The organism is Nonomuraea sp. LP-02 (assembly GCF_036289125.1).
GTDB classification, from domain to species: domain Bacteria; phylum Actinomycetota; class Actinomycetes; order Streptosporangiales; family Streptosporangiaceae; genus Nonomuraea; species Nonomuraea bangladeshensis.
In genome coordinates, this window is record NZ_JAXCLK010000001.1 from 1,154,301 (window position 1) to 1,171,790 (window position 17,490).

At 73.2% G+C, this 17,490-nt stretch carries 17 protein-coding genes; 12 read left to right on the top strand and 5 right to left on the bottom strand.

Annotation, left to right across the window (positions count from 1 at the left end; genetic code table 11):
* Positions 1-7 precede the first annotated feature (7 nt).
* Complete coding sequence (locus SMD20_RS05300) at positions 8-1,687, top strand: ATP-binding response regulator (protein WP_329575571.1); 1,680 nt, start codon at positions 8-10, stop codon at positions 1,685-1,687.
* Positions 1,680-3,284 carry a fused response regulator/phosphatase gene (locus SMD20_RS05305; RefSeq protein ID WP_329575574.1) on the top strand — a complete coding sequence of 535 codons (1,605 nt, stop codon included), beginning with the start codon at positions 1,680-1,682 and terminating at the stop codon, positions 3,282-3,284. The genes SMD20_RS05300 and SMD20_RS05305 overlap by 8 nt, the downstream gene beginning before the upstream one ends.
* Positions 3,285-3,309: 25 nt before the next feature.
* Here the strand turns inward: SMD20_RS05305 and SMD20_RS05310 are convergent, their stop codons facing one another.
* Positions 3,310-4,050 (bottom strand): GntR family transcriptional regulator, encoded by a 741-nt coding sequence (locus SMD20_RS05310; protein WP_329575577.1) that lies wholly within the window; start codon positions 4,048-4,050, stop codon positions 3,310-3,312.
* A 63-nt stretch (positions 4,051-4,113) separates the two neighbouring features.
* Between SMD20_RS05310 and SMD20_RS05315 the strand changes: the two genes are divergently transcribed.
* Entirely contained in the window at positions 4,114-4,905 is a 792-nt protein-coding gene (locus SMD20_RS05315; protein ID WP_329575580.1) for an inositol monophosphatase family protein, read from the top strand.
* A 3-nt stretch (positions 4,906-4,908) separates the two neighbouring features.
* Here the strand turns inward: SMD20_RS05315 and SMD20_RS05320 are convergent, their stop codons facing one another.
* Together SMD20_RS05320 and SMD20_RS05325 are read right to left on the bottom strand one after the other, a co-directional pair.
* A complete protein-coding gene (locus SMD20_RS05320) occupies positions 4,909-5,616 on the bottom strand; it encodes an HAD family hydrolase (protein WP_329575583.1) in 708 nt (235 codons plus the stop codon).
* Complete coding sequence (locus tag SMD20_RS05325; RefSeq protein WP_329575586.1) at positions 5,613-6,449, bottom strand: GbsR/MarR family transcriptional regulator; 837 nt, start codon at positions 6,447-6,449, stop codon at positions 5,613-5,615. Before SMD20_RS05325 ends, SMD20_RS05320 begins: the two co-directional genes overlap by 4 nt.
* Before the next feature lie 221 nt (positions 6,450-6,670).
* Here SMD20_RS05325 and SMD20_RS05330 point away from each other — a divergent pair, with 221 nt between their 5' ends.
* The 3 genes from SMD20_RS05330 to SMD20_RS05340 are packed head-to-tail and all read left to right on the top strand — an operon-like array spanning position 6,671 to position 10,090.
* Complete coding sequence (locus tag SMD20_RS05330; protein WP_329575589.1) at positions 6,671-7,498, top strand: oxidoreductase; 828 nt, start codon at positions 6,671-6,673, stop codon at positions 7,496-7,498.
* A gap of 52 nt (positions 7,499-7,550) precedes the next feature.
* Entirely contained in the window at positions 7,551-8,453 is a 903-nt protein-coding gene (locus SMD20_RS05335) for an ABC transporter ATP-binding protein (RefSeq protein ID WP_329575591.1), read from the top strand.
* Positions 8,450-10,090: an ABC transporter permease gene (locus tag SMD20_RS05340; RefSeq protein WP_329575594.1), complete on the top strand. Its 1,641-nt coding sequence runs from the start codon at positions 8,450-8,452 to the stop codon at positions 10,088-10,090. The genes SMD20_RS05335 and SMD20_RS05340 overlap by 4 nt, the downstream gene beginning before the upstream one ends.
* A 33-nt stretch (positions 10,091-10,123) precedes the next feature.
* Here the strand turns inward: SMD20_RS05340 and SMD20_RS05345 are convergent, their stop codons facing one another.
* Entirely contained in the window at positions 10,124-10,780 is a 657-nt protein-coding gene (locus SMD20_RS05345) for a GntR family transcriptional regulator (RefSeq protein WP_329575597.1), read from the bottom strand.
* 65 nt (positions 10,781-10,845) lie between these two features.
* Here SMD20_RS05345 and SMD20_RS05350 point away from each other — a divergent pair, with 65 nt between their 5' ends.
* On the top strand, positions 10,846-12,033 hold the full coding sequence (locus SMD20_RS05350; protein WP_329575600.1) for a CaiB/BaiF CoA transferase family protein: 1,188 nt from the start codon (positions 10,846-10,848) through the stop codon (positions 12,031-12,033).
* On the top strand, positions 12,030-12,851 hold the full coding sequence (locus SMD20_RS05355) for an HpcH/HpaI aldolase/citrate lyase family protein (RefSeq protein ID WP_329575603.1): 822 nt from the start codon (positions 12,030-12,032) through the stop codon (positions 12,849-12,851). The genes SMD20_RS05350 and SMD20_RS05355 overlap by 4 nt, the downstream gene beginning before the upstream one ends.
* Positions 12,852-12,853: 2 nt before the next feature.
* Here SMD20_RS05355 and SMD20_RS05360 read toward each other — a convergent pair whose 3' ends face one another.
* Entirely contained in the window at positions 12,854-13,492 is a 639-nt protein-coding gene (locus SMD20_RS05360; protein ID WP_329575605.1) for a TetR/AcrR family transcriptional regulator, read from the bottom strand.
* A gap of 117 nt (positions 13,493-13,609) precedes the next feature.
* Here SMD20_RS05360 and SMD20_RS05365 point away from each other — a divergent pair, with 117 nt between their 5' ends.
* The 4 genes from SMD20_RS05365 to SMD20_RS05380 all read left to right on the top strand — a co-directional run bounded on the left by SMD20_RS05365 (position 13,610) and on the right by SMD20_RS05380 (position 17,472).
* Positions 13,610-14,587: a sugar ABC transporter substrate-binding protein gene (locus tag SMD20_RS05365; RefSeq protein WP_329575607.1), complete on the top strand. Its 978-nt coding sequence runs from the start codon at positions 13,610-13,612 to the stop codon at positions 14,585-14,587.
* Positions 14,584-15,651: an ABC transporter permease gene (locus SMD20_RS05370; RefSeq protein WP_329575610.1), complete on the top strand. Its 1,068-nt coding sequence runs from the start codon at positions 14,584-14,586 to the stop codon at positions 15,649-15,651. Before SMD20_RS05365 ends, SMD20_RS05370 begins: the two co-directional genes overlap by 4 nt.
* Positions 15,648-16,403, top strand: coding sequence for an ATP-binding cassette domain-containing protein (locus tag SMD20_RS05375; RefSeq protein WP_329575612.1), 756 nt, complete (start codon positions 15,648-15,650; stop codon positions 16,401-16,403). The genes SMD20_RS05370 and SMD20_RS05375 overlap by 4 nt, the downstream gene beginning before the upstream one ends.
* Before the next feature lie 100 nt (positions 16,404-16,503).
* Positions 16,504-17,472, top strand: a complete 969-nt coding sequence (locus tag SMD20_RS05380; RefSeq protein WP_329575615.1) for an alpha/beta hydrolase — start codon at positions 16,504-16,506, stop codon at positions 17,470-17,472.
* Positions 17,473-17,490 lie beyond the last annotated feature (18 nt).

The following is a 17,490-nucleotide window of genomic DNA, read 5'->3' on the forward strand; positions in this document are numbered from 1 at the left end:
GGGCGCCGTGAGGGCGGCCCCGCTGACCACGGTCACCGTCGCCGGCGAGCAGGACGTCTTCGCCATGCGCCAGGTGGGCCGCGAGGTCGCCGCCGCGCTCGGCATGTCCCAGCAGGACCAGATCCGGGTGGCGACCGCGCTCAGCGAGCTGGGCAGGGAGATCGTCATCGAGGGCGCGGCCGGCATGGTCGTCGCCTTCGCCCTCGACCTCGACGACCTCGTGATGGAGGTGAGCTTCCCCGACGCCGCCGCCCGCCACGTGGCCGACGGCGTGACCATGGCCGGGCGGCTCATGGACGTGGTCGACGCCGGCGAGCGCGGCCGGGTGGTCCTGCGCAAGCGGCTGCCGGCGAGCGCGTCCGCGCTGCCGGTCGCGCAGATCCGGGCCAAGGTCAACGCCATGGCGCCGGCCAGCGCGCTGGACGAGCTGCGCCAGCAGAACCACGAGCTCGCCTCGACCCTGGAGGCGGTCCGCCAGCTCAACGCCGAGCTGGAGGAGACCAACCAGGGGGTCATGGCGCTGTACAACCAGCTCTCCGCCGAGCTGGAGGAGACCAACCGCGGCGTCGTCGCCCTCTACGCCGAGCTGGACGAGAAGTCGATGCAGCTGCGTGAGGCCAGCGACGCCAAGAACCGGTTCTGGGCCACGGTCAGCCACGAGCTGCGCACGCCGCTCAACTCGATCATCGGCCTGGTCCGGCTGCTGACCGGCCCCGGCGGGGATCCGCTGGGCGAGGAGCAGGTGCGGCAGGTCGAGCTGATCGGCTCCTCGGCCGAGACCCTGCTGGCCCTGGTCAGCGAGCTGCTCGACATCGGCAAGGCCGAATCGGGGCGGCTCGACCCGCAGGTCACCACCGTCGACCTCGTCGCCCTGGCCGAACGGCTGCGCATGACGGTGGGCCCGGCGCAGAGCACCGACCGGGTCACGCTGCGCGTCGTCGTCCCGCCGCCACCGTTCACCATGCCGGCCGACGAGGCGATGCTCACCAGGATCCTGCGCAACCTGCTGGCCAACAGCCTCAAGTTCACCCAGGAGGGTGAGGTCGTGCTGGAGGTGGCCCACGACCCGGCCGCCGGCGAGACGGTCTTCACCGTCGCCGACACGGGCATCGGCATCCCCGCCGAGCACCTGGAACGGGTCTTCGAGGAGTTCTACCAGGTGCCGGGGCCGGCGCAGACCCGGGCCAAGGGCACCGGACTGGGCCTGGCGTACGCGCGGCGGCTGGCCGAGGCGATGGGCGGCACGTTGACCCTGGCCAGCACGCCGGGGGAGGGCACCACGGCGGTGCTGCGGCTGCCGTACGAGTCGCACGACGTGCCCGTCGCCCAGCGGATCCTCGTCGCCGACGACGACGAGAACTTCCGCGCCGGGGTGCGGCGCATGCTCACCGGGTTCGCCGCGCACATCGACGAGGCGCCCGACGGCGCCGCCGCGCTCGCCGCGATGGTCGCGGCGCCGCCCGACCTGGCCCTGCTGGACCTGCTCATGCCCGGCCTCGACGGCACGGCCGTCCTGCAGCGCATGGCCGACGACGAACGGCTGAGGAACGTCCCCGTGATCATCGTCACGCTGGCGCAGGCGCACCGGCGCCCCGAGCGGGCCGAGGCCGTGCTCGGCAAGCAGGGGCTGCGCAGGGACGTGCTGCTGAACGCCATCCGCCAGGCATTGGGGAGCCGTGATGAGTGACGCGACGCCGCCGGAGGCGACGATCCTCGTCGTCGACGACACCCCGACCAAGCTCTACATCCTGTCGAGCTGGCTGCGCCGGGCCGGGTACGCCGTGGTCGAGGCCACCGGCGGCCTGGAGGCGCTGCAGCGCATCGCCGAGCTCCATCCCGACCTGGTCGTGCTCGACGTCCGGCTGCCGGACATCTCCGGCTACGAGGTGTGCGAGCGTATCAAGAGCGACCCCGCGACCTCCTCGATCCCCGTGATCCAGATCTCCGGCGCGGCCATCACCGCCGCCGACCGGGCGCTCGGCCTGCACCGGGGCGCCGACGGCTACCTGGCCGAGCCGGTCGAGCCGGACGAGTTCGTCGCCACCGTGGAGGCGGCCCTGCGCTATCACCGGGCGCGGCAGCGGGCCGAGCGCCTGGCCGCCCGCCTCGGCGCGCTCACCGACCTCACGCTGGCCATGAACGCCGCCCAGACCTTCGACGAGCTGCTGTCGACCGCCGTCTCCGGCACCAGCCGCATCCTGGGGCGCAGGGCCGGGGTGGTGGCTCTCGCGCCCGACGGGCGTACTCGCAGGCTGACCGCGCTGCCGCCGGAGGGGACCCCCACGTTCAGGACGGTCCAGCCGCCCGTGCTGCAGTTCCTCGGCGAGCGGGCCCTCGGTCAGCGGGCCGGCACCGAGTTCCTCATCATCCCGCACGACTACTGGTCGGGGATCGCGCCCGACACCCCGTCCCGGCTCGACATCACGGCCGTGCTGTCGCGCACCAAACGCGACCGGCCGCCCGTCCTGCTCGGCGTGGAGCCGGACCCCGAGCTGGACCAGGACGAGCTGAGCATGCTGCGCCAGCTCGGCCAGGCCGTGGCGCTGGCGGTGGAGGCGCTGCGCGCCTACGCCGAGGAGCACGCGATCGCCCTGACCCTGCAGCGCAGCCTGCTGCCCTCGCGCGTCCCCCAGGTGCAGGGGCTCGACATCGTCTGGCGCTACCAGCCGGCCGTGGACAACGTCGAGGTGGGCGGCGACTTCTACGAGGTGCTGGAGCTCGGCGGGCAGGTCCTGGTCGCGGTCGGCGACGTCCAGGGGCACTCGCTGCTGGCCGCCACCGTGATGGCGGAGCTGCGCCACGCGCTGCGCGCCTCGCTCATCGGCAAGGTGGAGCTCGACCAGTCGCTGTCGCTGCTCAACGACGTGCTGCGCCGTTACCACCCGCGGATGACCGCGACCGTGTGCCTCATGCTGCTCGATCCGGCGACCGGCGAGGCGCAGATCGCCAACGCCGGCCACATCCCGCCACTGCTGCTCGACGGCGACGGCGGGGCCCGCTACCACGAGCGCTTCGGCAACCTGCTTCTCGGCGTCGCCGAGGAGGTCTACCGGATCGACCGGGTCGTGGTGCCGCCGGGCGGGGCGGTGCTGATGTTCACCGACGGGCTCGTGGAGGACCGCGACAAGTATCTCGACGACAGCCTGGAGATCGCCCGGCGGGCCGCCGAGGAGATCGGCGACGACATGGACGAGGCGGCCGGCCGGCTCATCGACACCTTCGGCGCGCGGGAGGACGACGTCGCCCTGGTGATCGTCCGCCGCCACCTGCCGGCCGGGGGATGACGCGGGGCACGGCTCACCGCTCGATTCACCGCTCGATGAGCGTGACCTCCAGGGAGTAGTGCGAGGCGCGGTAGACGTGCGAGCCGTGCTCGACCGCCCTGCCCTGGTCGTCGTAGGTGGTGCGGACCATGGTGAGCAGCGGGGCGCCGCGGCGCTCGGCCAGCAGCCGCGCCTCGGCCTGGGAGGCGGCGCGGGCGCCGATGCGCTGGTTGGCCACCCGCATGCGTACGCCCGCGCCGCGCAGCAGCTCGTACAGGCCGCGGGTCTGCAGGTCGGCGCGGGTGAGCGGGGCGAGGCCCAGCGGCAGCCAGTTGTGCAGCACGGCCAGCGGCTCGTTCGCCGCGAAGCGCAGCCGCTCCAGGTAGAGGATGTCCGTGCCGGGCTCGACGCCGAGCACGGCGGCGACGTCCTCCTCGGCCGTGCGCGGCTCCAGCGCCAGCACCTGCGTGGCCGGCTCCTGGCCGGCGCGGCGCAGGTCGTCGTAGAGGCTGGTCAGCTCGACCGAGCGCTTGACCTGGCCGTGCACCACCTGCGTGCCGACGCCCCGCTTGCGGACCAGCAGGCCCTTGTCCACGAGGTATTGGATCGCCTGGCGGATCGTGGGGCGCGACAGGCCGAGCCGGTCGGCCAGCAGGATCTCGTTGTCCAGCCGCGAGCCAGGAGGCAGGTCGCCTCGCCGGATGGCCTCGGCGATCTGCTCGGCCACCTGGAAATAGAGCGGCACGGGGCTGGATCGATCCAGGTCGATCGCCAGATTCGCGGTCATGCTGATCAGCTTAACCGAGGTCAGAATGTCATGACAAACGATCGGCGCGTTAGGGTGGGGACGATGGATGCGACAGAGTTGCTCGACACCGCCGCCGAGGCGGCCAGGTCCGTCGGCCCCCGGCTGCGCGAGGCGTTCCGGTCCCGGCCCGAGGTGGACACCAAACGCGACTTCCACGACCCCGTCACCGAGCACGACCGCGCCGCCGAGGAGGCGATCCGCGCGGTCATCGAGGCGCGCGCCCCCGGCAGCGCCGTCGTCGGCGAGGAGGGCGGGGCCACCGGCTCCGGCGACCTCGTCTGGTACGTCGACCCGATCGACGGCACCGCCAACTTCGCCGCCGGCCTGCCCTTCTTCTGCGTCTCCATCGCCGCCGCCGTGCACGGCGAGCTGGTGGCGGGCGTGGTCTACGACCCGGTACGCGACGACGCGTTCACCGCGAGCACCGAGGGCGCCTGGTGCAACGGCGCCCCGATCCGCAGCCGCGGCGCGACCGGCGACCGCGAGGCCGTGCTGCTGTGCTCCTACCCGCAGCCGAGCGACCTCGACGCCGAGGGGGAGGAGGCGCTGCTGCGCTACGGGCGGCTCCTGCGCTCGTTCGCCACCATCCGGCGGCCGGGCAGCGCGGCGCTCAACCTGGCGCACGTCGCGGCCGGCTGGTCCGACGCCACCTACGGCACCTGGTCCAGTCCCTGGGACGTCGCCGCCGGGGCGCTGCTGGTGCGGCAGGCGGGCGGCGTCTATCTGGGCGACCCCCTGGTCAAGGGCGACTACCTGGCGCATGTCGGCGGCTTCGACCTGGCCGGCTCCGCCCTGGCCGAGGTGAGCGGCCGCCTGCGCCGCGCCACCTCCTGACTTTCAGCGGAGCGACGCGACGAGGGCCGGCAGGGCGGCCAGCGTGGTGATGCGCGGGAAGCCGGCCGGCGCCTGCTCCACGCCGAGCCGGTCGAGCCAGGCCGAGCGCATGCCGGTGACCGCCGGGGCCGTCACGTCCCTCACGACGTCGTCGCCCACCAGCAGCACCTCCTCCGGCGCCAGCCCGAGGGCCGCGGCGGCGCCGGTGTAGGCGGCCGGCGACGGTTTGAAGTGCCCGTCCAGCACCTCGCCGGTCAGCACCGTACGCAGCGGGCCGGCCAGGCCGATCGCGCGGACCTTCGCCTCCTGCATCGGCTGCGTGCCGTTGGTCAGCACGCCGAGCGCCGGCCCCGAGGGCCCGGCCAGCGCGGCCACCGCCGCCGCCGCGTCAGGGAAGGCGGTCCAGCTCCGCCGGTAGCGGGCGGCGAAGTCGGCGTAGGCCGCGTCGATGCCGTCCGGCCCGGGCTCGGGCACGTCGAGCTCCCGGCACAGGGCGCGCAGGCGCAGGTGGCGCTGCTCCTGCACCGTGCACTCGCCCGCCTGCCAGCGCGCGAGGTACGGGCCCTCCAGCGCGGCCCACAACGCGGCCGCCTCGGCCGGGCGCGGATGGCCGGGGAAACGCGCCGCGAGCCACTCCGCGATCGCGGCGTCGGCGGCCGCCCGGTGGTCCAGCAACGTGCCGTCCAGGTCGAACAGAACCCCCTTGATCATGGCCCCGACGATACCGGGCGCGGGGGAGGCGGCGACGCGCCCGGCGCAGTGCCCAGAGGCCGCTCGGCGGCGGTGTCCGAAGGCCGCCCGGCGGCGGTGTCCGAAGGCCGCTCGGCGGCGGTGTCCAGAGGCCGCCCGGCCGCGGTGTCGCGGTTGCCGGAGAAGGTCTGCCGGTAGTGCTCCGCGGCCAGGGCCATGTCGGCGCTGAGGAGCTCGAAGAAGCGGCTCGCGGTCTGGAGGCGGATGCCTGCCGGGGTGTCGTCGCCGAGCAGGCCGATGCCCACGCGGACGGTCTCGGCCCACATCATCATCGACTGGGTGCCGACCTGCCAGGCGTGGTACCAGACCTCGTCGTCGATGACGTACCGCTCGCGCCGGTGGTCGCGCTCGCGTTTGACGAGCCCGATCAGCTCCAGATAGCCGACGCCCTTGGAGATCGACGCCGGGCTGACGCGGAGCCGCTCCGTGAGGTCGGCGGCGGTCAGGTCGCCGGTGTCGCTCGTGAACAGGCAGGCCAGCACCCTGGCCGCCATCGTCGGCATGCCGCTGAGCCGCGCGGTGAGCAGCTCCTCGAACTCGCGTACCGACTCCGGGTCGGGCCTGTCGGCCGGCGTTCTGGGAGGCGGGGGCAGCCGGCGGCGGGCGCGCCATTCGGCCGCTCGCTGAGCGTGAGCCGCGCGGTAGCCGTGCGGGCCGCCGTTGCGCGCGATCTCGCGGCCGACCGTCGAGCGCGGCCGGCCCAGGCGGCGCGCGATCTCCGCGTACGACAGCCCGTTCAGCAGCCCTTCGGCGATCGTGCGGCGGTCCTCGTACGACAAGTGGCCTTTCGGCATGCGGTCTCCTGGCACGTCCGTCGTCGCGGATGGCCCCAGTATGCCGCGAGGACCACCTGGTCGCGTCAGCCGTGTGCGGGTGTTGCATTTGCCGACATCGTCATTACACCACCTGCACCGCTCTGAGCTGGGGCGACGCTGTTCACGCCTTGCCGGATCCTCGATGCCGTCCCTAACTTCTCGCCGTGCGCGAACGAAGGAAGACGCGAACGAGGAGAGCTATGTCAGTCAAGATCTGCCTGGTGACGGGTGCCTCGTCCGGCATCGGTCACGCGACCGCGCTGGAGCTCCTGCACGCCGGCCACATCGTCTACGGCGCCGCGCGGCGGGTGCATCTCATGGGCGCGCTGCGCGAGGCGGGAGGCCACGCCCTGGCCATGGACGTGACCGAGGAGGACGACCTGCGGCGCGTCGTGCGTACGATCCTGGACGCGCACGGCCGCATCGACGTGCTGGTGAACAACGCCGGAGCGGTCGTGCACGGCGCGGTCGAGGACACGCCGCTCACGATGGCGCGGGAGCTGTTCGAGGTGAACGTGTTCGGGCCGGCCCGCCTGATCCAGCTCGTCCTGCCACACCTGCGGCAGCAGCGGTCGGGCACGATCGTGAACGTCTCGTCGATCGGCGGCGAGATCGCGCTGCCGCTCGGCGCCTGGTACTACGCCTCCAAGCACGCCCAGGAGGCGTTCTCCGACACGCTGCGCATGGAGACCGCGCAGTTCGGCATCGAGGTCGTCGTCATCCAGCCGGGCATCATCAGGACGGACTTCGAAGCCGGCTCCGCCCGCCAATTACGGGAAATTTCTGGAAATGGGGCCTATGGCGAGATGGCCGAGACCATGGCCCAGGCCGCGGAGACGGCCATGAGCGACCGGAACAGTCCCGCCTCTGACCCGCGCGTCGTCGCGACCACGATCCTGCGGGCCGTCGAGTCGGACCGGCCGCAGACCCGCTACGTGGTCGGCTGGCAGGCCGAAGCCCTGCTGAACCTCAACAGGTCGCTGTCGGACCGCGAGTTCGACGCCGCTGTGACGGGTTCGCGCCCGTGACCCGCGCCGGCCGCGTCCCCTCGCTCACCCACCACCTCCTCAGGAGGCCCTCATGACCCCTGCCGTCGTCGTGTCCGGGCTGGTCAAGGCATATGGCCCGGCCCGCGCCCTGGACGGTCTCGACCTGACGGTGCACCCCGGAGAGGTGCACGGCTTCCTCGGCCCGAACGGAGCAGGCAAGAGCACCACCCTCCGGATCCTGCTCGGCCTGGTCAGGGCCACCTCCGGCACCGCCCGGCTGCTGGGCGGCGACCCGTGGGCCGACGCCGTGCCGCTGCACCGGCGGCTGGCGTACGTGCCGGGCGACGTCGAGCTGTGGCCGAACCTGACCGGAGGCGAGAGCATCGACGTGCTCGGCCGGCTGCGCGGCGGGCTCGACGTCAAGCGCAGGAACGAGCTGATCGAGCGGTTCGAGCTGGACCCGAAGAAGAAGGCCCGCACCTACTCCAAGGGCAACCGGCAGAAGGTCGCCCTGGTCTCCGCGTTCGCCGCCGAGGCGGAGCTGCTGATCCTGGACGAGCCGACCAGCGGGCTGGACCCGCTGATGGAGGTGGTCTTCCAACAGGTCGTCGCCGAGGCCAAGGCGGCCGGACACACGATCCTGCTGTCCAGCCACATCCTGGCCCAGGTGGAGAACCTCGCCGACCGTGTCACCATCATCCGCTCCGGCAGGGCCGTGGAGTCCGGAACGCTGGAGCGGCTGCGGCACCTGACCCGTACGACGATCGTGGCCGCGACCGACGCCCCCGTCACCGGCCTCGACCGGCTGCCCGGCGTGCACGACGCGACCACCGAGCGGCAGGGCGTGCGCTTCAGCGTGGACAGCGAGCACCTGGACGCCGCCGTCCGGCATCTGACCACGTTCGGCATCCGCTCGCTGGTCAGCCATCCGCCGACGCTGGAGGAGCTCATGCTCCGCCACTACGGCGCCCGGAAGACCGGGAGGGCGGCATGACCAGCACCACGTCCCCGGCACACCATCCCACCGCGTCCCATCCCACAGGGTCCCATCCCACCGGCGGCCACCTGACCGGCACCGCCACCCTGGTCCGGCTGGCGCTGCGCCGGGACCGCATCAAGTCGCCCCTCTGGCTGATCGCCATCACGGTCATGGTCCCGCGCTTCCACTACGCCGCCGCCACCATCGTCGCGCCGACGCCGGAGGCCAGGGCGGAGGCCGCACAGATGATCAAGGCGTCGTTCATGCGCGTGCTCGCCGGGCCCGTCTTCGGCGAGCGGGTCGTCACCTCACAGAGCTACTTCCTGGCCGCCTACTGGGTGGAGTTCCTGCTCGCCGCCGCGTTGATGAACATCCTGCTCGTCACCCGGCACACCCGGGCCGAGGAGCGGACCGGGCGGGCCGAGCTCGTCAGGGCCGCCGTCGTCGGCCGCCACGCTCAGCTCACCGCCGCCCTGGTCGTCGCCGTGGCGGCCGACGCCGCCCTCGCCGTCCTGGTCGCCGCCGCGGCGATCGGCGTCGGGTTCCCCGCGGCGGGCGCGCTGCTGTTCGGCGCCTCCCTCGCCGCGGCCGGGCTGGCGTTCGCCGCGGCCACCGCCGTCACCGCGCAGCTCACCGAGCAGCCCAGGACCGCCGCGGGGATCGCCGGCGCGGCGCTGTTCGCCTCCTGGATCACGCGCGGCGCCGGAGCGTTGCAGGACCAGGAAGGCGGGCCGCTGTTCTGGCTGTCCCCGATCGGCTGGTCGCAGCAGACCCGGGTGCTGGCCGGCGATCGCTGGTGGCCGCTCGGCCTGTCCGTGCTGCTCGCCGCGCTGCTCGTCGCCGGCGCCTACCACCTGGCCGGCCGCCGCGACCTCGGTGCCGCCCTGTTCGCCGCCCGTCCCGGCCGGGCCACCGGCCCGTCGTGGCTGCGCTCCCCGTTCACCCTGGCCTGGCGGCTGCAACAGCCGGCCATCGGCTGGTGGGCGGCCGCGCTGCTCGCCGCCGGCCTGGCGATGGGGGGTATGGCCGGCGGCATGGTGGGCATCGACCTGGACATCTTCCCCGCCGGAGCGGACGTGGTGCGCGGCTGGCTGAGCCTCATGGTGTTCACCGGATCCCTCTGCACCGCCGTGTTCGCGCTGCTGTCGGTCTCCCGGCTGCGCGCCGAGGAGGCTCGCGGCCTCGTGGGGCCCGTGCTGGCGGGGCCGGTGGGCCGGTCGGCCTGGTTCGCCGCGTCCCTCCTGGTCACGGGGATCGGCGTGGTCGCCCTGCTCACGGTGTACGGCGCGGGGCTCGGCCTCGGCGCCGCCGTCTCCACCGGGGAACCGAGCCTGGTGGCCGAGGTCGTCGGGGCCGGCCTGCTCCGCCTGCCCGAGGTGCTGGTCCTGCTCGCCGTCCCGGCCGCGCTGTTCGGGCTCGCCCCGCGCGCCATGGCCGCCGCCTGGGCCGTGTTCCTCTACAGCGCTCTCGTCCAGGTCTTCGGCCCGTACGCGGGCGTGCCCGCCTGGCTGACCGGCACTTCCGTCCTGTCCCATCTGCCCTGGCACCCCTTGGGCGCGTTCGCCCCGGTCGCCACGGCCGTGCTGACCGTGCTCGCCGCCCTGCTCTTCCTCCTCGGCCGGTACGGCCTGCGCCGCCGCGACCTCGCGTGAGACGGGGATCCGGGGCCCGCGCTCCCGGGCGGGTCAGGTGGTCCGGGCGCGGAAGGCGCCCGCGTGCCGGACGTGCTCGATCATGACGCGCTCGGCCGCGTCGCCGTCGCCCGACGCGAGGGCCGCCAGGATGGCCTCGTGCGCGTCGAGCTGGGCCTGGACCTGGTCCCGCGCCAGCCACAGCGACGCCTCCGCCGGCACGGGGACGCTGTTGCGCACCGCCCGCGCGTGCGCGCCCAGGAACGCCGGCCCGCCGATGTCCACGATCCGCAGGTGGAAGCGGAGGCTCTGCTCGCCCAGGCGGTCGCCCCGGCCGCGCGCGGCGTCCTCGACCATGGCGGCGTGCAGCTCGCGCAGCTCGGCCAGTTCCTCGGCCGTGACGCGGGCGGCGGCGAGCCGGGCGCCGAGCCCTTCGACGACCGCGCGCAGACCGTAGTATTCCGCCAGCGCCTCCTCGCCGAGGTCCACCACGGTCGCCCCGTGGTGCGCCTCATACCTGATGAGGCGGTCCTTCTCCAGCCTGCGCAGCGCCTCGCGCACCGGCGTGACGGACACGCCGAGCCGTTTGGCCACCTCGCCGGCCCGCAGCGCGGTCCCGCCGGGGATGCGCGCGTTGCGGATGTCGTCGAGCAGCGTGTTGTAGACGTATTCGGCCTTGCTGACAGGGGGCCGCGGCTCCAGCGCTGACATGTCGTCCAGTGTCCCGTACGTTCGCGTCGGATTGACCTATGACATATTTCTTATAACTTACAAACATGACATCCCTCGGCGACCTGCGGGTCATCGACGCGGCGACGCTGTTCGCCGGTCCCTCCGCCGCGATGATGCTCGGCGACTTCGGCGCCGACGTGATCAAGATCGAGCACCCCCGGCGCGGCGACCCGTCGCGCGGCCACGGCGCGTCGGCCGGCGGCGTCGGCCTGTGGTGGAAGACGCTCGCGCGCAACAAGCGCACCGCCGCCGTCGACCTGTCGCGCGCCGAGGGCCAGGAGATCCTGCGCCGCCTGTGCGAGCGCTCCGACGTGCTGATCGAGAACTTCCGCCCCGGCACGCTCGAACGCTGGGACCTCGACCCCGAGGACCTGCTCAAGCTCAACCCCCGGCTGATCGTGGCCAGGATGACCGGGTTCGGGCAGCAGGGGCCGATGGCGCGGCAGCCCGGGTTCGGCACGCTGGCCGAGGCGATGAGCGGCTTCGCGGCCATGACCGGCCAGCCCGACGGCCCGCCCACGCTGCCGCCCCTCGCCCTCGCCGACGGCATCGCGGGCCTCGCCATGTCGTACGCGATCATGCTGGCCCTGCACGCCCGCGAGCGCACCGGGCGCGGCCAGGTGATCGACCTGGCCATCATCGAGCCGATCATGGGCCTGCTGGGGCCGCAGATGACCGCGTACAAGGCGCTCGGCGTGGTGCCGCGGCGCACCGGCAACCGCTCCAGCAGCAACGCCCCCCGCAACACCTACCGCACCCGCGACGGCCGCTGGCTGGCGATCTCCACCAGCGCCCAGCCGATCGCCGAGCGGGTGGTCACCCTCGTCGGCCGGCCCGACCTGGTCGAGCAGCCGTGGTTCGCCACCGGGCAGGGCCGCGTCCAGCACGTGGACGAGCTGGACGAGGCCGTCGCCTCCTGGATCGCCGAGCGCGACGCCGCCGAGGTCGTCGCCCGCTTCGAGGAGGCGCAGGCCGCGGTCGCGCCCATCTACGACGTCACCGACATCGCGCGGGACCCGCAGTACGAGGCGCTCGGCACGTTCGTCGAACTGCCCGACGAGGAGCTGGGCACCGTCACGATGCAGAACGTCATGTTCCGCCTGTCGGACACCCCCGGCGAGATCCGCTGGCCGGGGCGTCCGCTCGGCAGGGACACCGACGAGGTGCTGGGCGAGCTCGACTACTCCCGCGAGCGCCTGGCCGAGCTGCGCGAGGCCGGGGTGATCGCGTGATCCCGCCGGTGACCTGGCTGTACGTCCCTGGAGACCGGCCCGAGCGGTTCGCCAAGGCGGCCGCGTCCGGGGCCGACGTGGTCATCATCGACCTGGAGGACGCGGTCGTGCCCACCCGCAAGGACGAGGCCCGCGCCAACGCCGTCGCCTACCTGCGCGAGCGGCCCGCGGCCGGCGCCGCCGTGCACGTCCGGGTCAACGACCTCACCACGGCGCGCGGCCGGGCGGACCTGGAGGCGGTCGGCGACCTGGCCGACGGCGTACGGCTGCCGAAGGTCGAGGATCCCGCCGTGCTCGACGGGATTGGGGACGGGCGGGCGTACCCGCTGCTGGAGTCGGCGGCCGGGATCCTGCGCGCGGCGGCCGTCGCCGCGCATCCGGCCGTGGCCGGGATCGCGCTCGGCGAGCAGGACCTCGCCGCCGAGCTGTCGATCACCGACGAGGCCGCCATGAACCACCTGCGGCTCCAGGCGGTGCTCGCCGCGGCGGCGGCCGGGCTGCCGCCGGTGCCGATGTCGGTATATCCCGACGTCAGGGACGAGGACGGGCTCGCCGCCTCCTGCCGGGCCGGGCGCGCGATGGGATTGTTCGGCCGGACCGCGATCCACCCCCGGCAGATCCCGGTGATCCGGCGGGCCTTCCGGCCGGGGGAGGAGGAGGTCGCGAGGGCCGAGGAGATCGTCGAGGCGGCCGAGCGGGCCGGGCGGGAAGGGCTCGGCGCGGTGGCGCTGCCGGACGGCCGGTTCGTGGACGCGCCGGTGCTGGCCCGCGCCCGGCGTACGGTCGCGCTGGCCCGCCACCTCGCCGCCGAGGTCTGACGTCAGGAGCCGGTCCACCAGCGGGACGACAGCTCCTCGTCCGTCGCCGCCGGGCCGGGCAGCTCGCGGCGGGCCGGCGGCAGGCGCAGCGCGTCCATCATCAGGGTGAGATAGCGGTGGCGCAGCTCGGAGATCCGCCGCTCGTCGCCCACCCGGATGGAGGCGATCTGCTCCAGCAGCAGCGCGATGTCGGCGGTGGTGAGGTCGGGGCGCAGCACGCCCGCCTCCACCGTGCGCCGGTGGATCTCGGTGGCCAGCGCCCCCGCCCGCATCGCGTCGCGGCCCAGCTCCTCCGTCGGCTGGAACGTCCCGGCCAGCCTGATCGTCAGCGAGTTGGTGTCGGCGTCGACGATGCCGCGCAGGTAGCCGGCGAACGCCTCCCACGGGTCGCCCTCCTCGGCCAGCGCCCGCTCGGTGACCTCGATGTAGAGTTTGAGCCCGTCGCCGCACAGTTTCTGCAGCAGGGCCTCCTTGCTGGGATAGCGGCGGTAGAGCGCGCTGATGCCGACGCCCGCCTTCTCGGCGACGGCCGCGATGGGGGCGCCGGGGTCAGCGGTGAAGACCGCCCGCGCCGCCTGGAGGATCAGCTCGTCGTTCCGCGCGGCCTGTGCCTTGCGGCCGCTCATGGGTGCGCTGGTCATGCTCGCATTATAGGGAACGTAGTCTTCCGTTCTGCAAGTACGTCTGTCCTATTGTCTATACAACACGTTGACACTGAGGTAGAACCGGGCCAAGCCTGTTGGTCTTGGAGGTGTCCTGTGAGACGTACCCCGATCGTGCTGGCACTGTTAGGAGCCCTCGCCCTCACGGGCTGCTCGTCCCCGGACGGGCAGAGCGCGCAGAGCAGCGCTCCGGCGGCCGGATCCCCGGCCGCGAGCGGCGGCAAGTACGCCGTCATCACCCACGGCGGCGCCGGCGACGCCTTCTGGGACGTGGTCAAGAACGGCGCCGAGGCCGCCGGCGAGCAGTACGGCGTCACCGTCACCTACCAGGGCGACGGCGACCCCGCCAAGCAGTCCCAGCTCATCGACCAGGCCGTCGCCGAGAAGGTGGACGGCATCGTGGTCTCCATGGCCAACCCCGACGCGCTGAAGGAGTCGATCGGCAAGGCCGTCTCCGCGAAGATCCCGGTGGTGACGATCAACTCGGGGGCCGACTCCTCCAAGGCGTTCGGCGCGCTCACCCACGTCGGGCAGTCCGAGGACGTGGCCGGGCGCGGCGCGGGCGAGCAGCTCAAGGCGGCCGGCGTCACCAAGCTGCTGTGCGTCATCCACGAGGCCGGCAACGTCGGCCTCGACCAGCGCTGCAAGGGCGCCGAGGAGACCCTCGGCGGCACCGTCGAACGGCTCCAGGTGGACATCGGCAACCTGGCCGACGTGACGTCCAAGGTCACCGCCAAGCTCCAGTCGGACAAGCAGGTCAACGGCGTGCTGGCGCTCAACCCGGCGATCGCCGTGGCCGCCAGGGACGCCGTCAGGGACTCGGCATCGACCGCCAAGGTGGCCACCTTCGACCTGTCGGCCGACGTGGTGGACGCGATCAAGGCCGGCGAGGTCCTGTTCGCCGTGGACCAGCAGCAGTACCTCCAGGGCTACCTGCCCATCACGTTCCTGCACCTCTACACCACCAACCTCAACACCGTGGGCGGCGGCCTGCCGGTCAACACCGGGCCGGGCTTCGTCACCAAGGACAACGCCGACCAGGTCGCCAAGCTGGCGGAGGCGGGCACCAGATGAGCCCGGGGACGGTGCCAGGGACGGCGCCAGGGACGGTGCCGGCCGCCGACGAGCGGATCGCCCGCGTCGGCCTGGCCCGCCGCCTGCTCATCCGGCCCGAGCTGGGCGCGGTGGTCGGCGCGGTGCTGGTGTTCGCGTTCTTCGCCGCCCAGTCGCCGGTGTTCCGCTCGCCGGCCGGCGTCGCGAACTGGCTCGACCCGGCCGCCACGCTCGGCATCATGGCGGTCGCGGTCGCGCTGCTCATGATCGGCGGCGAGTTCGACCTGTCGGCGGGCGTGCTGACCGGCACCAGCGGGCTCATCCTGGTCACGCTGGCCACCCGGTTCGGGCTCAACGTGTGGCTCGCCATGCTGGCCGGGCTGGCGGTGGCGCTGGCCGTCGGGTTCGTCAACGGGCTGATCGTGACCCGCACCCGGCTGCCCAGCTTCATCGTCACGCTCGGCACGTTCCTCATGCTCCAGGGCGTCAACCTCGGCGTGACCAAGGCCATCACCGGGACCGTCCAGGTCGGCGGGCTGCGCAGGGCCGACGGGTACGACGGCGCCAGCGCCCTGCTGGCCGGCACCATCGACCTCGGCGGCACCTCCTTCCGGGTGGCGATCCTGTGGTGGCTGCTGGTGACGGCCGTGGCGACGTGGGTGCTCATGCGCTCCCGGGCGGGCAACTGGATCTTCGCGGTGGGCGGCGACGAGCGGGCCGCGCGGGCGGTCGGCGTGCCGGCCGCGCGGACGAAGATCGCGCTGTTCATGACGACGGCGTTCGCCGCCTGGCTGGTCGGCTCGATCCTGGCGCTGCGCTACACCTCGGTCCAGGCCAACATCGGCATCGGCCAGGAGTTCATCTACATCATCGCGGCGGTCATCGGCGGCTGCCTGCTGACCGGCGGGTACGGCTCCGCCGTCGGCGCCGCCATCGGCGCGGTCATCTTCGGCATGGCCGACAAGGGCATCGTCTTCCTCGGCTGGGACGCCGACTGGTTCAAGTTCTTCCTGGGCGCGATGCTGCTGCTGGCCACGCTGGCCAACCGGCTGGTGCGCCGCTACGCCGAGGAGGTGCGGCATTGATCCTGGAGACTCGCGGCATCGGCAAGAGGTTCGGCTCGGTGCTGGCGCTGCGCGAGGTGTCGATGGGCGTGGCGGCCGGGGAGGTGTTGTGCGTGCTCGGCGACAACGGCGCCGGCAAGTCGACGCTCATCAAGATCCTGTCCGGCGTGCACCAGCACGACACGGGGGCGCTGCTCGTGGACGGCGAGGAGGTGCGGCTGTCGAGCCCGCGCGACGCGCTCGACCGCGGCATCGCCACCGTCTACCAGGATCTGGCGATGATCCCGCTGATGTCGGTGTGGCGCAACTTCTTCCTCGGCTCCGAGCCGCGCAAGGGCCTCGCCTTCGACGTGGCGCGGGCCCGCCGGGTGGCCCGCGAGGAGCTGCGGGCCATGGGCATCGACATCCGCGACGTGGACCAGCCGGTCGGCACGCTGTCCGGCGGGGAGCGGCAGTCGGTGGCGATCGCGCGGGCCGTGCACTTCGGCGCCCGCGTGCTCATCCTCGACGAGCCCACCTCGGCGCTCGGCGTCAAGCAGGCCGGGGTGGTGCTGCGTTACATCGCCCGCGCCCGCGACCGGGGGCTCGCCGTGGTCTTCATCACCCACAACCCGCACCACGCCCACCCGGTGGGCGACCGGTTCCTGCTGCTCAACCGGGGCGCCGGCATGGGCGAGTACGCCAAGGCCGACATCACCCCGCAGGAGCTGACGGCGCTCATGGCGGGCGGGGCGGAGCTGGAGGAGCTGGCGCACGAGCTGCGGCGCGAGTGAGGCTCTTGGGCGGGAATTGACGGTTCCTGGCGGGTGCCTGGAGGCGGGGCGAGGCACAACCATCCGGGCAAGGTGCAGCGCGAGAGCCTGGAGGTCGTCCGTGTCCACGACGGTGAGCAGGAAAGTCGTGCTGGAGCGGGCGGCGCGGGAGTTCGCCGAGGCGACCTCCAAGCCGCCTTTCATCTACGAGTTGCCGCCCGAGCAGGGCCGCGAGGTGCTGGAGAAGCTCCAGTCCGGGACCGGCGTGCCCAAGCCGGACGTCGACGAGGAGTGGATCGAGGTCGAGGGCGGCCCGACCGGGACGGTGCCGGTGCGCCTGGTCAGGCCCAAGGGCGCCACGGGCACCCTGCCGGTGATCTTCTACATCCACGGCGCGGGCTGGGTGTTCGGCTCGGCCCGCACGCACGACCGCCTGGTGCGCGAGCTGGCCGTGCGCTGCGAGGCGGCCGTGGTCTTCCCCGAGTACGACCGCGCCCCCGAGGCGCGGTATCCCACCCAGATCGAGCAGAACTACGCCGCCGCCCGATGGGTGATGGAGCACGGCGGCGAGAAGGGCCTCGACGCCGGGCGGATGGCCGTCGCCGGCGACTCGGTCGGCGGCAACATGTCCGCCGTGCTGGCCCTCATGGCCAAGGAACGCGGCGACGTGCGGCTGCGCGGCCAGGTGTTGTTCTACCCGGTCACCGACGCGAACTTCGACACCGAGTCCTACCACGACTTCGCGACCGGCTACTACCTCAACCGCGACGGCATGAAGTGGTTCTGGGACCAGTACACGACCGACGCCGGGGAGCGGGCCGGGAGCCACGCCTCGCCGCTGCGGGCCACGGACGAGGAACTGCGCGGCCTGCCGCCCGCGATCGTGCTCAACGGCGAGGCCGACGTGCTGCGGGACGAGGGCGAGGCGTACGCGGCCCGGCTGCGCGCGGCGGGCGTGGACGTGACGGCGGTCCGGCTGGCCGGGATGATCCACGACTTCGTCATGCTCGACGCGCTGCGCGACACCAACGCCGCCAGGGCCGCGATGGACCTGGCCACCGGCGCGCTGCGGACCTGGCTGCGCGCGTGACCTTCCGCATCAGGAGGA